Consider the following 18,596-nt stretch of genomic DNA (forward strand, 5'->3'; position numbering starts at 1 on the left):
TTTTTTTAATCACTGCAATTTTTTACAATAAATTTTCAGATAGTTTCTGTATCTTTTTTCCAATTTAGATTGGGAGCAGGACGGAAAGAGCAAAAAAAATGACAGTGAGCCATGCAGATTTCAGAAAAAAAAGAACTGAATAATCTTTGAATTTACAAAAAGTTTATGCATGGCTAACAAAAATTAAACACAGAGAATTTATTTTCTACAGCAACAAAGCGTGCGTCGCAGGCTTTTATATTAAAAATGCCGCTCTTACAGGGCAGCAAAAAAAACAGGCATAATTTGTGCTTGTTTTAAGGAGTTCTTATGAAAAAAATTTTGGCTGCATCTCTTGCAGGTGCTCTTGCATGTGCTTCGGTTTTTGCACAGTCCTTTACAATTACAAACTGGTTCGGTGCAAATGATGACAATCAGGGTCATGGAGACTTTCTTGAATTCAACAGAAAGCAGAAAGACAACAATGAATATGATGATGGTTTCACAAACGAAGATGCTCACGTGGACAACAGACTTCAGTTTGACTTTTCTTCTGAAAAACTTGACGGACGTGTGCGCCTTGAAACACAGGGTGTAAAACTCAACGGAAAGGAATCACAGACTCGTCTGCGCGGCTTTGTTCGCTATGCTCCTCTTGAGATGCTGAACATTGCTCTCGGAAATGAGTTCTTCACAAAAATTGCGATTGAGCCTGCATATCTTCCTGCTACTGACGATACACCGGCTTGGGGATGCATGGCAAAGAACGGTTTTGCTGTAACAGCACTCCCTGTTGAAGGACTTAAACTTGTCGGCGGAATCAGAGGCGACACTGATTACGATGACAACGAAGAATACAAGCTTGACTTAGGTGCTCAGTACAAGGTTGCTGATGTGGCTTCTATCGGCGGTACAGCAAAAAGCGTAACAAACGGCAACAGAACATTCGGTGTGTTTGCAGGATTGAATTCAGTTGAAAATCTTCTTCTGAGCGCGGGCTTTATTTACAACGCAAACGAGACCGGCTTCCTTTACAACGGACTTACTCCTGAGTGCACAGACGAAGATTCAGGCAAGGCAAAATATGCGCTTCAGGCTTCATTCGGATATGACTTCAAGGATGCAGGTTTCTCAATCTATGCAGATGTTGTTTCAGGTCTTTCAAGCAAGTACATCAAGAAAGTCGGCGATGACTACGAGAGCGTTGACCACAAAAACAATGACGGCGACAAGGGTATTCCTTTCAAGGCAAAAGTTCTTGCAAACTATTCAGTCAAGGAAGACACAATCCTTTCGCTTGCTTTGACAGAAGAAGCAATGTTCGGCTGGGATGATTCTTTGGTAACAACAGTCTATCCTTATGCAACATTCATCCTTCCAGATTCAATGGGAAATCTTGACATGGGTGTTAGACTTTCATTTGCCGGAAGCGACGGACTTGTAAAGTTCTCAGTTCCGTTCACATGGAAATGGAAGCTTAGTGTAAAAAAATAAAAGCTGTTTCTAAAAAACGCTGAGTAATTAAAAAATCAGAACTGAAATGCTTTTCGATTCTGGCCGCTGGGCATCCTCCTTTGTCCGGCGGTTTTTTTTATGTCAGCGGAATTTAAAAATCACTCTTCAAGTCTTCCGTTTGAAAATTCAAAAAGTCCGCATACAAACTATTTTTTAACACAATCAGCATAAATGAAAAACACATGGGCATTAATATTGCGGCATGGACTTTGAAGAAATTTTATCAAGCAAAAATATCTGCACTGTGTTTCAGCCGATTGTATCTGCGGAAACAGGAGATGTTTTTGCCTACGAAGCTCTGTCAAGAATAGACAGCTCTGTGTATGTGGGAAGCATAAAAAGCTTGTTTGCAGTTTCGGCGGATGCAAATCTTTCATGCCAGTTTGAAAAAAAATGCATAAAGTCGGCATTAAAGACAGCGCGCGCACTTGGCTTGAAGCGAAAACTCTTCTTGAACATAAATCCAAATCTTCTGGTTGAAAAAGAATTCATGGAAGAGTACATCCAGAAGCGGCTGGAAAAATCCGGAATAAACCATTCTGAAATTGTGCTTGAAATAACAGGGCAGAAACTTTTAAGCCCGCCAAAGCAGCTGTGCGATGCCGTCAGCTATTTGAAAAAACAGGGGCTGAAAATATCAATAGACAACATCGGAGAATCGCATGCGGCGCTGAACAGAATCGCTCTTTTAAATCCTGATTTTATAAAAATCAACAAGGAACTTGTTCAGTCAATCCATAAGGATAAAGTGAAAAAGGAAATCGTAAGAAGCCTGAGCACTTTCTGCAAGAATTCAGGAATAAAGCTGATTGCCGTTGGAGTTGAAACAGAAGAAAATCTGAAGGCAGTCATGGAACTTGACATTCCATATACGCAGGGATTTTTTATCGGAAAACCGCAGCAGACATTCACAAAGACAAGCAAGAATGCGTTTGTAAAAATCATTTCGATGCAAAGCAAAAAAAGCTCAGGCTATGTTGACGAAAAAAAAGACAGCGCAAAAAAACACAAGTCCTTGCATAAAGAAAATTCAAAGTACGAAACAGAAGGCGGCAAGCAGGAAAGCCGTCCGATTTCTAAAATCACAAGAAAGGGAATGACAATTCCTGAAACGATGATTATCTCTGATGTGCTTGCGCTTTTTGACGCTAACCCAGAAATACAGATTCTTACAATCATCAGCAAGGACAGCAAGGTCATCGGAATTATTCCAAGAATAACGCTGTTTAAAGTTTTGGGAACGCAGTACGGATTCAGCATTTATTCCAAAAAGCCCATATCGCGTCTTATGCTTACAGAATATCTTGCGGTTGAATTTTTCGAGCCTGTGGAAATTGTTGCTTCCAAGGCAACGGCAAGAGCGGAGGAACATCTTTATGATCCGATTGTCATTGAAAAAGAAGGTGTATATTTTGGAGTTGTAATATTCAAGGACTTGATTAAAATAATTGTAAACGTCGAAGTTCTTGAACGCACACAGGAGCTGAACAGAACCGCAAGAAAACTTATGGAGCATGAATCTCTCCAGCGGCGGGACATGAAGCTTGCTGAAATTGTGCAGCGCAGTATCTATCCGCAGTGCGCTCCTTCAACTGAAAAATGGGACTGCGCATTCTGCTTCAGGCCGATGTCCTCTGTTTCAGGCGATGTCTATGATTTTTACAGCGATGAAAACGGTGCGCTTAAAGGCCTTGCGCTCTTTGATGTTTCCGGGCACGGTGTCGGCTCAGGGCTTGTTGGAATTCTTTCAAAGTATCTTGCAAAGGATATATTTTTCCAGAACAAGGAAACGGAGATGAGCGACCTTGTAAAGACATTCAACAAAAGGCTTATAAAGGAAAAGTCGAATGTGGAAAATTATCTTACAGGAATTCTTTTGCGGATGCAGGAAGATAAAATCGAATACATCAACGCAGGGCACACAGATTTGCTTTGCATCGAAAGCGACGGAAGCATATCAGTTGCCGGCGGCAAGGATGGAAATTTCAGGGGCACTTTTCTTGGAATCGAAGGGCTTCCGGAAACTTTTGAAACTGTGGATATTCCGCTCAAAAAGGATTCAGTTTTTATACTCTTCACGGACTGCCTTACAGAAAGCCGGAACCTTGCAGGCGATGAGCTTGGCATAGAGCTTCTTCAAAAAATTCTTGCCAGGTCTCCAAAGCAGAAAAGCGCGCAGGAAATTCTTGACTATCTGATTGACGTGTTCGAGGCGTATACAGAAGCTGTTCCTCTCCGCGACGACCTTACTTTGATTGTGCTTCGGTACAAAGGATAATGTTAAAATTTAACACAGTTTTAACACTTCAAATATTGAAAAGCAGTGCATTTATTTTATAATACAAATTATGAAAATACTGATTGTAGATGACGAAGAGCCGATCCGTGAGCTTATAAAATACAACACGGAAAAACAGAATTACGAAACATTTACTGCGGAAAACGGACAGCAGGCTCTGGAGCTTTGCAGAAGAAAAAAGCCGGATCTCCTGATTCTTGACCTTATGCTTCCGGATATGAGCGGCCTTGATATTTGCAGAATTATCAGGAATGATGCAGACATCAAGGATATACCAATTATCATGGTCACTGCAAAAACTGAAGACTCAGACATTGTGACAGGCCTTGAGCTTGGAGCGGACGACTATGTGACAAAACCGTTCAGCCCCAAAGTTCTTCTTGCGCGCATTCAAAGTGTTCTCAGGCGAAAGGCAAGCGCAGGAATTCAAAACACGGATGAAGATATAAAAATCCGAACAATCACAATTTCTCCGCGGAAGCACAAGGTTTTAAAGGACGGAAAAGAAATAGAATTGAGCGCAACGGAATTTTCAATTCTTGAATTTCTTGCAAGGCACAAGGGGCAGGTTTTCAGCCGCCAGCAGATTATCAATGCTGTAAAAGGCTCAAGCTATCCTGTAACAGACCGCTCAATCGATGTTCAGATTTTAGGCATAAGAAAAAAAATAGGAGACAGCCCGGAAAGTCCTAATCCGTTTATTGAAACACTGCGCGGAGTGGGCTACAGAATTACAGAGGAATAAAATGCTGAAAACTTTAAAAATACGGACATTGCTTTTTGTATTCAACGGACTTCTGCTTGCCGCGGGATTCACAGTGCTGCTTTTTGTGTGCCTGTGGTCGCTCGAAAGCACATCCGTTGAGCAGACAGAAGCGAACCTCGCATCGTTCACACATTCGCTTGCAAAAATAATTCCCTCGGATGAAGAAACGGCGGATTCCTTTATAAAGGATCTTACACATTCAGACGGCGCGCTCAGAATTACGCTCATAAAGCAGGACGGAAGCGTTGCGGCAGATTCAGTTTCAAATCCAAAGGAAATGGAAAACCACAGTTTCCGGCATGAAGTGCAGCAGGCCCTTGCAGGAAAAGAGGCAAGCTCAATCCACGAAAGCTCAACCAACGGAAAAAGATTCATGTACTATGCGATTCCGCTTGACAGCAACAAGAATTTTGCCGCGCTTAGAATTTCAATGCCGGTTGAAGAAACAGTGTTCTTTTCTTCATCAACAAAAAATACTTTTGTGGCTTCAACAATAATTCTGTTTATTATTGTGCTTGTTTTTTCGTTTTCTATTTCGAACAAAACTGTGCAGCCGATTTTCCTGATGAAAAAAGCGACGGAAGAATATTCCAAGGGAAATTTTGATTTCCGCCTGAATATTTCTTCGCCCAGGGAAATGGCGGAGCTTGCGGATTCATTCAACTCAATGACACAGACAATTACAAAAAATATCCAGAGCCTTAAAAAGCTTGAGCAGATACGCAAGGATTTTGTTGCGAATGTAAGCCATGAACTCAAGACCCCGATAACTTCAATAAAGGGATTCGCGGAAACTCTTATTGACGGCGGCATGAACGATGAGCAGACTTCAAAGCATTTTCTGGGAATAATAAACACCCAGTGCGACCGGCTCATAAATATAATAGAAGATTTGCTCACGCTCAGCCGCATTGAAACCGACAACGGAATTCTTGAAACTGCGCGGATCAACCTTGTGCAGATTGCAGAAAAAGCATGCCAGAGCCTTGAAGCCCCGGCGCGAGAAAAAAACATCGAAATAAATTTCAGCCCGTGCAGGAAAAATATTTTCATCCAGGGAAATCCGGGACTTCTGGAGCAGGTGATAACAAATCTCATTGACAACTCGGTGAAATACTGTCCGGAGGGAAGCCTTGTTTCGTGCAGGGTTTCTGAAGATTCAGGGAAGGCAACTATAATAGTTGAAGACAACGGCAACGGAATTCCCGAGGAATACAGGGACAGAATTTTTGAGCGCTTTTACAGAGTGGACAAGGGCAGGAGCAGGGAAAACGGCGGAACCGGGCTTGGGCTTTCAATCGCAAGGCACATTGTGAACATTCACAGGGGAACAATAAAAGAAACCGGACGTCCTGACAAAATTCAAGGCGCGCATTTTGAAATAATTCTTCCGCTTTGAATTTTTTTTGCGGAAATTCTGCATAAAATTTTTTTTTAGGTTAATTATATTATGTATGCAGAATTATATTTTAGATTGTACAAATACAAGCTCGCAGCCGAACATTCGGGAGCTGACTCTTTCTAACGGAATTTCATATCCTGACGACGACGAGCTTATTATGCTTATTCTTGGAAAGGGGACTAAAAATAATCCCATTGAAAATCTTGCAGGCGAAGTTGTAAGGGCGATAAATTCCAGCAACGAGGAAGACCTTATTCCCAACCTGAAGAAAATAAACGGCATGGGAGAAACCCGGGCTCTTATAATTGCCGCCGCGCTTGAGCTTGGAAGACGGCGCCGCGGAATTCTTAAATCCGCTATAAATTCGCCAAGCGATGTGATTCCGTTTTTGCATCACTACACGCTTATGCCGACCGAGCATTTTATAACAATTACAGTGAACGGCGCAAAGGAAATTTTAAGCACAAGAGTTGTTTCTGTAGGCACAATAAACAAAGCCCTTATCCATCCGCGCGAAGTTTTTGCAAACGCAGTTTCTGAATACGCCTCTGGAATTATATGCTGCCACAATCATCCGTGCGGTCAATGCTATCCGAGCAACGCGGACATAGAGTCCACAAAAATTCTTCAGCAGGCGGCTAGGATACTCGGCATTTCGTTCATGGATCATATAATAATCACGCAGGAAAATTATTTCAGTTTTCTTGAGCATGGAATTCTGGATTAGGGCAGTTTTCGCTCTGATTGCATTTTAGCCCGAAAGATATTATATTTTAGGAATGAAGCTTTATTCAAAAAAACAGCTTGTTACTTATTCGGTTTTGACAGGAATTTTTGCGGCAGTTTTAGTGGCTGCATTTTTTATTTTTTTCAGTGACAAAAAAAACACTGATGTACATTCTGCATTTTCTTCCGCGGAGGAAGTCGCACAGCCGGAAAGCGCGCCGTATGCCTTTGAAGTTCTTCCTGTTATAACGGAAAATAATTCATACACACAGGATGAAGCGCAGAATATTTCAGTCTACGAAAAATGCAACGAGGCGGTTGTAAACATCACAACAAAGGTAATGGGCTATAACTGGTTTTATGAGCCGATTGTAACCGAAAGCGGTTCTGGTTCAGGCTCGATAATCGACAAGCGCGGATACGTTGTAACAAATGTGCACGTAATAGAAAAAGCATCTGTTATAACAATTTCACTTGCGGACGGCTCCAGCTACGAAGGAACTGTTGTCGGGCAGGATGCGGAAAGCGACATAGCGGTTTTAAAATTCAATCCTTCAAAAGATGCAGAGCTGAAAACCATTTCATTCGGAAATTCAGACAGCCTGAAAGTGGGGCAAAGGGTCATAGCGATCGGAAATCCGTTTGCTCTGGAGCGCACAATGACAACCGGCATTATATCAGGACTTGGACGCCCTATCCAGAAAAGCGCAAATGTGATAATCCGCAATATGATTCAAACTGATGCCGCCATAAATCCCGGAAATTCCGGCGGTCCTCTTTTAGACAGCCAGGGGCGCATGATAGGAATCAATACAATGATTTATTCTTCAAGCGGCTCTTCTTCCGGAGTTGGATTTGCGATTCCTGCAAGCACCGCTCGCCGTGTTGTGAGCGACCTTTTGAAATACGGAAAAGTCAACCGCGGTGTAATGAAAATTTCGCTTGTTCAAAACACTGCCCGCATTGCAAATTTCGCAGGCTACAATATTTCTTCCGGCATGATTGTGAGCGCCGTAAAAAAGGGAAGCAAGGCGGAACTGGGAGGAATCAAGGGCGGAACAAAGGCAGTTCAGTATGGAACATTTAATCCGCAGACAATTTATCTGGGCGGCGATATAATAACAGAAATCAACGGAATCAAAGTTTCAAAGCTGGCGGATTATTACAGCGCGATTGAAGACAAGGTTCCGGGGGATATTGTAACTGTCACAGTCTACCGCAATAAAAAATTTGAAAAACTTAAAATTGAGCTTGAATCTTCATCTTCCTCTTCATCTGCAAATTCTTCTATTTAGCTGAATATTCTGAAGCGCGGAAAAGTCAAGGTTATATTTTTTCTGAATAAAAACAACCTCGGCCTTGTGTTAGGGTTGTTTATTTTTTTTGATGTGATAATTGATATTACATCAAAGATTGGATAAGATAAGGGGCATCGGAATTGTACAAGTATGATTGTACGGAAAAGTTTTAAAGAAGGTGATGTATGCAGATTTCAAGCCGGTTTACACTTGCAGTTCATATTTTTGCCTGCATTGAGCAGTTTGCCAAGACGAGCAAAGTTACAAGCGATTTTCTTGCCGGAAGCACAAATGTAAATCCTGTCATTATCCGAAAACTTCTGGGACAGCTCAAGAACGCAGGGCTTATCGATGTTGCGCGCGGAACTGGCGGAACAACAATTTCGCGTCCTCTTGAAAAAATCACGTTCCTTGACATTTACCGCGCTGTGGAATGTGTTGAAAATGAGCAGCTCTTCCACTTCCACGAAAATCCGAATCCTGACTGCCCTGTCGGAAAAAACATTCATCACATTCTTGACGGCAAGCTTGAGCGGGTTCAGTCCGCAATGGAAAAGGAGCTTGAAGCAATCACGCTTGCAGACGTAAAGTCGGATCTGAAAAAAATAGCTATGTTCTGAAAGTGGTAAATAAATTTTACGTTTGTAAAAAACAAACTATGTTTAATACCGTAAGAAATCCACAGGCTCTGCCTGTGGTGCGGTAAATTTCGCTTTGTATTTCTGATGATTATGTTTTTCTTTCGCACGATACAAGTCTGTAGACAAAAATATATGCACAACATATTACAGAAATCCGGTTGCAAATATTGAAAAGTTTTCGCAAGAATATAATCCCTCCAGAATATTTTTATGGAATCACGAATCTGATATTATTCACGGATGGGGCGGATACGTCTCTTCCAATATGGATTTATCAAAGTCAAAATTATCGTATTCAGAGAAATCAAAGTCTTTTCCGAGCTTCTGTAAAATGGCTTTTGCTATTTTTGTATTTGAAGAATATGCAGCCCATCTTCTGTAAATCTGAGAATTATCATTACAAAATTCAATCAAATCTCGTAATTGAGAAGAAATAAAACTATCTAAATATGGAGCAATTACCAGTTCAAAACGCTCATCTGCTGTATCAAATGATTGACTATCTCCATAATAAAAAACAAAGAAATCGTAAAGTTCTGACTCTTTTCCCAAATTGGAATAAGTCTTTACCATATATTCTACAGTTTCCTCGGTAAGATGCAACATATAGCTTGCTTTTAATATATTTAAATGCGCTGAATAATCATTGCAAACAAACCATGAAACAGCCTTTGCATTGCTGTTCTTTTCAATGACAGAATTTATATGAAGCTTTACGTCTTCAGCCAGTGCATTATAAATTTTAGGAAAATGCGACAAATAGACAATCAGGCTAAAAATACATTTTTCATCAGTTGCGACGGAAAACTTCTCTTTTTCATCATCAATTTTATTTATAATTTCATCTCCGATTTCTTCTGTTAAAATCTGCAAGCATTTTCTATTTATTTTCAGATTGTTCATGCATAATTCGTCATCAGGCTTGTTAAAACAGAATTTCCATAAGGTTATAAAAATTTTAAATTTCATGGAATCTGGCATTTTCGAGAAATATTTGTTTTTTAGATAGTCATGAAGTTTTTTATATTCATTGATATAAATTTTGCTTTTTTCATTTAAATCATCCGTAAGCATTCCAAGAACGTTTTTTATAAAAATCGGAGGTTTTATCAGAATATTGGTTAAAGTCGATTTTATAAATGCGACTGTTATTTCTTTTGTAGGATTTATCAGTTCATAATTTTCATTCAAAGCCGGATGTGCAGAAAAATTTCTGTAATCATACAAATGATTCAGATTTGTATAAGATTCTAAGTCCAGAAGATTGGTTTCGTTATAAACCTCGTCAACAAGTTCTTTTTCCCATTTAGATTTTAACAGGCAGTCTTTATTATTTCTTAAGCCTTCAACTTTCTTCAGAATTTTTATAGCAACAGAGTCATTATACATATCTTTTAGTTCTTGAAGCTTAAAGAGAATATCACATATAGAAATTGAATAAAGCATGACAATTGCAGAACGATAATTTTCATTTGAATAAGAACTTACAACTTCCTTAAAATATTCTCGAGTTTTTTTGAAATAGATTTCCTCACTTTCAGGAAAGTATATGGACATGATAAATACCTCTTTTATCGATTATAATAAAATTTCCTGAATAATAATAGATTCTAAAATGTTTTATTCAATATAATCTTTTTCAATCAAGCTCGTCATGTATTCAACAGAATATTTTTCAAGGTTTGGCTTTCTTGCAGGCAGTTTTCTAAGCTCTTCGATTTTTTTCAGAAGGGAATCCCGCCCTTTTGTAAAGTCAAACAAAAATTCAGTCAAACCGCAGCTGGTTAAAATCTGTGTAAAGCTTTCTATTGTATTTGCGATTATTTTTTTTCCGGAAGCAAGGGCTTCTACAAGGGTAAGTCCAAAACCTTCGTGTAGCGATGGAAAAACTAAAAACTCGACATTCTGAATATACTCCTTTATTTCATCATCAGCTTTATAGCCCAAGAATTCTATCCTTGAATCATTTTTTGCAACAAAACTAATTTTTTGAAAGTAACATTCATCGTCACATTTTCCGATTATTTTTAGGGAAAAATCAAAAGTGCTGGAATTAAAAAGTCTTACAAGTTCCAAGACACCTTTGTTCTGTGCAATACGTCCGAAATATAAAAATGTATTTTTTTCAAACCGTTCCGCATCGATTTGCCCAAACTTTTTTACATCGCAGCCAGGAATGAGCATTTTTAAATTTGAAAAATCAAACTTCTTCGCAATGTTCAGGTCATTTTCTGAAACGCAGTAATTCTGATTGTAAAATCTAGAATATTTTGACATTTTTTTCATGTAGAGATTTTTTAGAAACAAGAATGACTTTGTGTGAAAGATAAATCCATGTGAAGAAAAAAACAGTTTATAACCATAAATTGATTTTTTCTGTGCAAGAAATTTATACAGGAATTTTACATCGTTAAGATGGACAACTTCAGCAGAGGAAAGTTCCTTTTCCAAAATTTTTCTGTCCGTTTTGTCTCTTAAACAAGTCATGCCTTTTAAATAAAAAACTGGAACACGGACAGTTCTGATTCCGTACTCAATAGAATCAGAATATGTTTTTACAAATCTGTCGCCCACAAAAACACAGACCGAATGTCCCTTTGCAGTTAGATTTGCCGCAAGATTTTTAACATAAAGTTCAATCCCGCCAATATGCGGAAGATAAATGCTTGTAATCAGAAGAATTTTCATAGAATGGAGTGCTCCTTGTTAGATGAGGTGAAATCATAATGGCATAACGAAAAAGAATTCTCAGAAATAATTTTCTTATTAACTGATGTGATTATAGCTAAACATAAATAAAATGAAGTATCAAAGAATGCCAGCGAAAATCCAGAAATTAAAAATGAAATTACAAGTCTTAAAGTTGCACCTTTTGATGAAATTAAAGAAAATAATAAAAAAGTCAAAAACATAACAACCCCAACAATTCCTTCTTGACCTAACAACAAAGCGATATGCAAATGTCCGTAATCGCCTTTCCTATAGGAATATATAAATTCCCCTTTTCCAAAGCCAAATCCAAAAAGTTGATTTTCAAAATTAAAATTATTTATCTTTTTTAAGCCATCAAAAATTACAATTTTGCTTCTAAAGCTCGCATCTTTTTGTAACAGAAAAAACAGAAAAACTAATGAAAAAGAGAAAATCATAGTAAGCAGAAAAAATCTAGCAAAATGTCCTTTTTTATATTCAGAATAATAAAAATCAAATAAAAGAAGCATTATTTGAGTTAAAACAACAGAACGGGAAAGAGTTAGAAAGGCAAAAAACATTAAATGAAAGTAATCTTTCAAATACTTTTTATTGTTGAATTTCTTATATAAAAATATGCAAACTAATGCAAAATTCTGAATTACTAATGCAAGAAAATTTGTATCTGAATAAAAAGAATTTCCTTTAAAATTATAAAATGAAGAAATCAAGCCTTCTGAAATCATTGCAATATAACTTGTATAATAACGATACACAACTTCAATCAATAAATATATTTTAAAGATAGATATAACAAGATCAAAAATATATAAAATTTGCCGGACAGTAATTTTTTTTAAGAAACTTTGGACTGACGAATAATAAAAAATTGGCAAAGTGTAAAAAAGAACGTAATAAAAAATATTGTTTTGGGATAAATTATCTGAAAAATGCCAGGAAAATAATGCAATCATTGCATAAATTGAAAAATACATTATTTGTGATTTACTAAAAAAGGTAATCTGCCGTAACATAAAATAAAGTGGAGTAAAAAATATAAGGATAAGCAAAAAAACAAAAAGATGGCTTGCCGCAAATATTTTGAACCTTAAAATGCAAATCAAAAAAAGAAAAATAAAATAATTCTCAAAAACACCTATTCTTTTCATCTTTCGCATTTTTTCAAAACCTCCTTCCATTGGGAAAGAATATTCTGTTTGTTGAATTTTTCACTTTCTGTTTTTGCTCCATAAGATAACTTCTGCTGTAATTCAAAATCATCTGCAAATTCTTTCATTCTTTCAACAAAAAGTTTTTTGTTATGAACAGGAACGACAAAGCCTGTTTTTGAATCTAAAATTATGTCAGACGGTCCAGTTGGAGTATCATAAGAAATTGCAGGTAAAGCGCAAACTTCTGCTTCTATAAGAACCATAGGAAGACCTTCAAATCTTGAAGTCATAAGAAGGCAGGAGGAATTTTCCATTTCTGTTTGAACATCATCAGAAACCAATGACCAGTTTATTCTATTGCCAAGTTTTTCGGATTTTATAAATTTTTCAAAATCAGTTTTGTATTCACCGTTTCCTATAATTCTAAAATTCCAGTCACTATTTATTTTGCAAAATCTTTTTATAATACTGCATAAATCAGAAAACCCTTTTTGTCTGGAAAGTCTTCCTATAAACAAAAATTGCTTGTTTTCAAGTACAGGAGGTTTTCTAAATTCCATATTTGTAAAATTATAAATTACGGTTGTATTCGGATTTATCTTCTTGTATTTTTGCAAGTCTCTATTTGTCAGAATTACAACTTGATTTAAACTTTTAAAAAGAAACCGCCGCAAGATTTTCTGATAAAATGGAGTTCCATCATAGCAAAAATGCTCCCAGCCGACAGTTCTTGCCTTTAATTTCGGACTGCAATAAGACAAAACAAGATTGCAGATAATTCCAACGCCGACAATAACATCAAATGAGTCAAAAAAATCAGAATGTTTTTTTATGTATTTGATGTAATCAAATTTTGTAAAAAAATTGATTTTCCGTCTTTTAATTTTTGCATCTATAAAACTAATTTCAGAATTGAGCTTGTAAATTGATTTTTTTTCGGAAAAATCAAATGAAACTACTGCAACCTCGCAAGAATGGGAAATTTCGTTTGCAAGATTGCAAAGCATGCGTTCTCCGCCACCGTTATAAGAATAATCTTTTGATAAAAAACAAATTTTCATTTTTATATTCCTAAAATAATATTTTTTATAAAACAGATGATTTTCAGTTTCTTGCTTGAACAGGAATTCAATTTGTAAAAATTTTTCCAATACCAAAAAAGAAATTTAAATCGCTTAGTACTTCCAAGGCTTTTATAAAATTCAAGAGCTTCATTTATTGTTTTTAAGCAATTTGAATCAAAATGTTCTTTTTGCAAGGTAGACAATATTTCAATCTGTTCTTTTATAAAATGCTGGTTTTTTCCTTTTACAGCTTTCTTGATTTTTTCAAAAAAATTTTGTTTTTTATTTTCTGTAACATTTGTTTCATGCTGGCGATAATATAAAATACAGTCATTTTTATAGCAGACACCGTTGCCCGCTGCTGCTACAAGTGCAAGCCAGTAGTCATGAAATTTTACATTTTCAGGAATCGGCAAGGCTTTTTGAATAAGTGACTTTCTGAATAAACACGCTGAACCTTGAAAAATATTTGAATGTAAAAGGAAAAAGAACCATTCATCTTTTGTTTTTGGCAAGAAATCAATTCTTGAACATGAGAGCAAATCTATTCCCGTTGATTTTGCTTTTTCATCACACAGAAAAGCATTGGCACCAACCAAATCATTTTTGCCGATATTTTCCAGCAAAACTTGAAGGTGTTTTTCAGTCCAGATATCATCCTGATCACTCAGCGCAATATAATCACCAGAACATAATAAAATCGCTTTCTCAAAATTTTTTTTAAAACCAAGATTTTTTTCATTCGCAAAGACTTTTATACGAATATCTTTCTCCACATATTCATTTAAAATCTGCAAAGTAGAATCTGTTGAACAGTCGTCACAGGCAATCAGTTCAAAATCTTGAATTGACTGAGAAAGAATTGAATCTAACTGTTCGCGTATGAATTTTTCTCCGTTGTATGTTGCAAGGGCGATAGAAACTTTCATTTTGATAACTCTTTACAAAATCTCTCAAACCCATTCTGAACAATCTGTCTTGCCTGTTGCACAGAAGGCATTTCCTGTTTTTCACAGAAAAGGGTTTCCACTTTATTAAGTACCCTTCTATAATCACCTATTTTTTCATCAAAAATGTCCTGGATTTCAACCATTCTGCTTGTCATGCCCAGCGTCTCAAGAAGTCCTTTCATCTTATGTTCATAGCTTAAAGAGACAAAAGGAACTTCATTGTTAATAGCAAAAACAATGGAATGATATCTTGCACCAATTACAAAACCAGCTTTTTTTATAATTGCCTGTTGAACATCCGAACTTTGATTTTCATCAATTACGACAATATCCTGATTATTTGACAGTTCCTTTAATTTTAAGAAATATTCATAATCATTTATAATTGATTTGTAAGTTTGCGGAAGCATTACAATTTTCTTATCAGCAAATTTTGTTTCAAGAAGTTTAATAATTCTCAAATAGAATTCATCTATTTTTTCCTGCGGAATATCTTTGTAACGAGGGTGCCATGTAAGTGAATTCGGAACAAGTACAATATATTCAGAATCCTTAATAATTTTTTGCATATTTTCCGGGATTTTTACAGAAGGAATTTCAAGAAAAGCAGAATCGACCACTTCATTTGCATTTACTTCAAATTGTCTTGCAATATCTAAAGAAACTTTATCTCTCAAACTTATATAAGAAAAATATTTTAAAAGGCGCACACTGTATTTTTTGAAAAATTTCTTTTTGAAGTTTTCTTCTGTAAATGGTCCTATAGATCTGCCCCAATACAGGACGGGCTTCTTCAGTCTTCTTGCAACATCAAGCTGCCAAATGTGATCCCAATTTAAAAAACCGCCCATGCACATTCCACCAGGAGCACACACGACCTTGTCATAAATTTTTAAAAGTCTATGAAACTTTCTCAAAGCAGGATGCAGATATGAAAATGCAAAATTATCAAGCAGAAAACCAAGCTGTTCAAATCTGCTGAACCCTCGGATTTTTGGTATGTTGATATATGAAACATTTTTTGCATTAACTTTTATTAAATCAATAAGGGTCTGTTCTACACAAAGAAAAACAACATCTATCTGATACCCTGGAAATTTCCTGCATATCGCCCTTAAAAATGCTTTGTGTGCTGCTTCATCGCCCCGGTTTGCAAGAGGCTGGTTTACTATTGCTATTTTCATTTTCTTTTTCCTCTGATAATTCTTTTTACAAATTTCTTTATAAAACTCGGAGCTGTTTTTGATAATATTTTTCTTGAATAAAATCTTATGAAATAAAAGCGTGAGGCTTCCTTGAATCTTTTGAAGAATTCCTTTGCAGAAAGAGCTTCAATCCCTGAATATACAAAGTTTCTTATAGCAGGTCTTTCAGAGGGCGTTTGCAGGTTGCTTTTTATTGAAATATATTGGCTGAATTCCAAAGGAACTATATTGAAACTATCTTTTACTAAGTTAAACAACGCTAGTCCTTTTTCCGTATCTATAATGCAAAGACTCAATCCTTTAGAAAAATCAAATCCCGGAATTATCTCTGTGATTTCTGTAAAGTCACCCATCGTTATATCTCCGGGTCGCTCCAAAGATGAATAAGGACATGAATAACAACTTTCCCTGTATGTTTCACATCTTATAAAAGAAGAATAATATGGATCTAAAGCAGACAATACAGTCTTAGTCTTAGTCTTAGTCTTAATTTTTCCATTACAGCTACAGCCGCCAACATCCTTATCCCTGAAACCGCAGTAAATTATTTTTCCGCCAAGCTGTCCAGACTGCCACTCAAGATATTTATGAAACAGCCTCTCGCTCGGCACTCCATGGCAAATCAAATCCATTGTAAAAAGATTCTCATAGTCATTGCCCAAGAATTTTTTTAATCCGGCGATTTGGCAAGGCGTTCCAGAATACAAAACTTTTTTTCCATTTTTTAAATAAGAAAGAACCTTAGAATATGTGCTGTTTGTTGTGCTTTCAACATATTTTGAGCCTTTCAGTTTATAAAGCTCGTTTATATCTTCAATACAAATATGCTCTACAAACAAGTCCGCATTATATGCCGCGCCAAAAACAACACCTCCGTTCTTCAAAATCCTTTCAGCGATAACAGAAAATAAAGCTCCGCTAGAACTTTCAAAAAGTTTTTTATCATCCTTTAGCCAAACAGCATAACTTGTTTTCTTAAAGTCATTCTTCTCATAAGGCTTAAAAGACGGACAATGCTTTAGACACAGTCCGCAATCAACACACTTAGATTCATTTACACTTGGATAAAAAAATCCCTCATTATTTTCCTGCATATCTATAGCATTCTTAGGGCATATTTGAACGCACGAACGGCATGAGAAACATTTTTTTCTATCGATTATAGAAACGCTTTTCAAAATTATCTCCTAAATTTTCTTATAAAACTGAACGCATATTTTCTTTCTTCCGGTGTAAACAAAATAGTAAACGAAAGCACAATAATGATAAAAACCGAAAACAAGCAGGAACAAATAAAATAACCAAGTCCGGAAAAATGAGATGTCAGCAATTTCGTAATAAAAAATGAAATAGACACAATAACAGCACATCTCAATAAAACTTGAAAAATAAAATTCTTTACAGGAAATGATTGCGAGAAATTCAAATATAAAACTCTAAAAACAAGAATTGAAAGACAAAGGAAAAATCTTATGAACAAAACTGAATATGGCGACATTCCCCTAAAAAGGAATAATATTGATAAAGGAAGGTTTGCAAAAATAAAACAGCTTATAATTATTTGATAAAACTTTATATTTCCACTAGCCTGAACTACAACCGCAATTGGATAAGTCATACAGTCAACAAGCGAACATATCAGAATCAACTGGACAAAAACAACCGAATATCCCGGCACATTCTTAAGCCATAATGTCAATACCGTTTCTAGGTTTAAGCTCAATGGCAAAAGGATAAGCCACAAAAGCAGAAAAGAAAATTTTGATGTTCTGAAAATAAGTTGATTGAGTTCTTTTTTTTCTCCAGCCGCATAACTTTTTACCAGTTGCGGATTAAACGCCGTCTGAAAATTGCTCACAAAACTATAGACAGCCACATTCACCTGATTTGCGATCCCCATCGCCGCATTCACAGTTACGTTCGTAAAAATATTCAAAACAATATTCGTTCCCTGTATGTTTGCCACATTTGCAACGGCTCCAAACAAACTCCACCCACTGAACGAAACAAGTTCTTTTCCCAATCCTTTATTTTGAACCTTTTTATAATGTGCAATTTCAAAATTCTTATTGCAATAAAACTTATATATGGCAAGAATAATAAATGAAACACCAGCAAGCAAAAATGAATAAAAAACGAGCTTGTCTAGATGTGTGATTTTCAAAAGAAATACGACCGCAAGCTTCAACACAGCCTCAACAATGCTCAAGCCTGCAAAAAAACTCATTTTTTCATAAGCGATAATTACGGCATTGTATGGAACGCGCATTATATTTGCCAAAGTTGTGACAACAGCAGCCTGATAGCACCAGAAAGCGGCCGTGCTCCGTCCGATTGGAATATTCAGTTTTGCATTCACAAACCAAAGCCCGACAATCTCAGCCAAAACAATAAAAATCAGGCAGACAATTCCATGAATCACAAGGGTTGCTGAATAAACATTCCTAGTTTTTTCTGTGTCATTCTTTCCAAGGTAGAAATTAAGAAACCTTTGAACGCTTGTCGCCATCGCGTTATTCACAAAACTGAACAGGACAACAACCCCAGCAACAACATTGTAGATTCCGTAATCTTCAGCACCAATTGTATTCAGAACGACACGCACCGTGTAAAGGCTCACCAGCATTATGAGAATCTGCCGGAAGTAGAGGGCAATTGTGTTTTTGGCTATTCGGGTACTGTTTGACATAACATCTCCTGCCAGTCTTTCCATCAATTGAAAGATTACGGTTCTTTAAGAGACATGGACATATTGAAAAAACTTGCTTTCGGCTTTTTTTTTACAATATGTCCGACGAGTTCTAAGTCGCTAATAGCGCGACTTAGAACATCATATTTTAAAGTTACCTCTAAAAACTGAAGTTTTTAGAGGTTGCACATTTCTATTT

15 protein-coding genes are annotated in these 18,596 nt (G+C 36.6%); 7 read left to right on the forward strand and 8 right to left on the reverse strand.

Going from position 1 to position 18,596, the window contains the following annotated elements; genetic code table 11:
* The first annotated feature begins 309 nt into the window (after positions 1-309).
* From ACI4L0_RS00965 to ACI4L0_RS00995, 7 genes are all read left to right on the forward strand, one after another.
* Positions 310-1,473, forward strand: coding sequence for a hypothetical protein (locus ACI4L0_RS00965; RefSeq protein ID WP_439798304.1), 1,164 nt, complete (start codon positions 310-312; stop codon positions 1,471-1,473).
* A gap of 223 nt (positions 1,474-1,696) precedes the next feature.
* A complete protein-coding gene (locus ACI4L0_RS00970) occupies positions 1,697-3,772 on the forward strand; it encodes an EAL domain-containing protein (protein ID WP_439798305.1) in 2,076 nt (691 codons plus the stop codon).
* 70 nt (positions 3,773-3,842) lie between these two features.
* Complete coding sequence (locus ACI4L0_RS00975) at positions 3,843-4,538, forward strand: response regulator (RefSeq protein WP_439798306.1); 696 nt, start codon at positions 3,843-3,845, stop codon at positions 4,536-4,538.
* A 1-nt stretch (position 4,539) separates the two neighbouring features.
* Positions 4,540-5,958, forward strand: coding sequence for a sensor histidine kinase (locus tag ACI4L0_RS00980; protein ID WP_439798307.1), 1,419 nt, complete (start codon positions 4,540-4,542; stop codon positions 5,956-5,958).
* A 55-nt stretch (positions 5,959-6,013) separates the two neighbouring features.
* Positions 6,014-6,688 (forward strand): JAB domain-containing protein, encoded by a 675-nt coding sequence (locus tag ACI4L0_RS00985; RefSeq protein ID WP_439798308.1) that lies wholly within the window; start codon positions 6,014-6,016, stop codon positions 6,686-6,688.
* 52 nt (positions 6,689-6,740) lie between these two features.
* The gene (locus ACI4L0_RS00990; protein WP_439798309.1) at positions 6,741-7,982 is read left to right on the forward strand and encodes a S1C family serine protease; all 1,242 of its coding nucleotides are present in this window, start codon (positions 6,741-6,743) and stop codon (positions 7,980-7,982) included.
* Between the two features lie 188 nt (positions 7,983-8,170).
* Positions 8,171-8,605 (forward strand): Rrf2 family transcriptional regulator, encoded by a 435-nt coding sequence (locus ACI4L0_RS00995; RefSeq protein WP_439798310.1) that lies wholly within the window; start codon positions 8,171-8,173, stop codon positions 8,603-8,605.
* Positions 8,606-8,860: 255 nt separating this feature from the next.
* Here ACI4L0_RS00995 and ACI4L0_RS01000 read toward each other — a convergent pair whose 3' ends face one another.
* The 8 genes from ACI4L0_RS01000 to ACI4L0_RS01035 form a co-directional block, all read right to left on the reverse strand.
* Positions 8,861-10,183, reverse strand: coding sequence for a hypothetical protein (locus ACI4L0_RS01000; protein WP_439798311.1), 1,323 nt, complete (start codon positions 10,181-10,183; stop codon positions 8,861-8,863).
* 63 nt (positions 10,184-10,246) lie between these two features.
* On the reverse strand, positions 10,247-11,314 hold the full coding sequence (locus tag ACI4L0_RS01005) for a glycosyltransferase family 4 protein (RefSeq protein WP_439798312.1): 1,068 nt from the start codon (positions 11,312-11,314) through the stop codon (positions 10,247-10,249).
* Positions 11,311-12,516: a hypothetical protein gene (locus ACI4L0_RS01010; protein WP_439798313.1), complete on the reverse strand. Its 1,206-nt coding sequence runs from the start codon at positions 12,514-12,516 to the stop codon at positions 11,311-11,313. The genes ACI4L0_RS01005 and ACI4L0_RS01010 overlap by 4 nt, the downstream gene beginning before the upstream one ends.
* Positions 12,483-13,049 carry a glycosyltransferase gene (locus tag ACI4L0_RS01015; protein ID WP_439798314.1) on the reverse strand — a complete coding sequence of 189 codons (567 nt, stop codon included), beginning with the start codon at positions 13,047-13,049 and terminating at the stop codon, positions 12,483-12,485. Before ACI4L0_RS01015 ends, ACI4L0_RS01010 begins: the two co-directional genes overlap by 34 nt.
* A 503-nt stretch (positions 13,050-13,552) precedes the next feature.
* Complete coding sequence (locus ACI4L0_RS01020; protein WP_439798315.1) at positions 13,553-14,482, reverse strand: glycosyltransferase family 2 protein; 930 nt, start codon at positions 14,480-14,482, stop codon at positions 13,553-13,555.
* On the reverse strand, positions 14,479-15,687 hold the full coding sequence (locus tag ACI4L0_RS01025; RefSeq protein WP_439798316.1) for a polysaccharide pyruvyl transferase family protein: 1,209 nt from the start codon (positions 15,685-15,687) through the stop codon (positions 14,479-14,481). Before ACI4L0_RS01025 ends, ACI4L0_RS01020 begins: the two co-directional genes overlap by 4 nt.
* Positions 15,684-16,886, reverse strand: coding sequence for a Coenzyme F420 hydrogenase/dehydrogenase, beta subunit C-terminal domain (locus tag ACI4L0_RS01030; RefSeq protein WP_439798317.1), 1,203 nt, complete (start codon positions 16,884-16,886; stop codon positions 15,684-15,686). The genes ACI4L0_RS01025 and ACI4L0_RS01030 overlap by 4 nt, the downstream gene beginning before the upstream one ends.
* Before the next feature lie 2 nt (positions 16,887-16,888).
* Positions 16,889-18,397, reverse strand: a complete 1,509-nt coding sequence (locus ACI4L0_RS01035; protein WP_439798318.1) for a lipopolysaccharide biosynthesis protein — start codon at positions 18,395-18,397, stop codon at positions 16,889-16,891.
* Positions 18,398-18,596 lie beyond the last annotated feature (199 nt).

It is taken from the genome of Treponema sp., assembly GCF_051883275.1.
Lineage (GTDB): Bacteria > Spirochaetota > Spirochaetia > Treponematales > Treponemataceae > Treponema_D.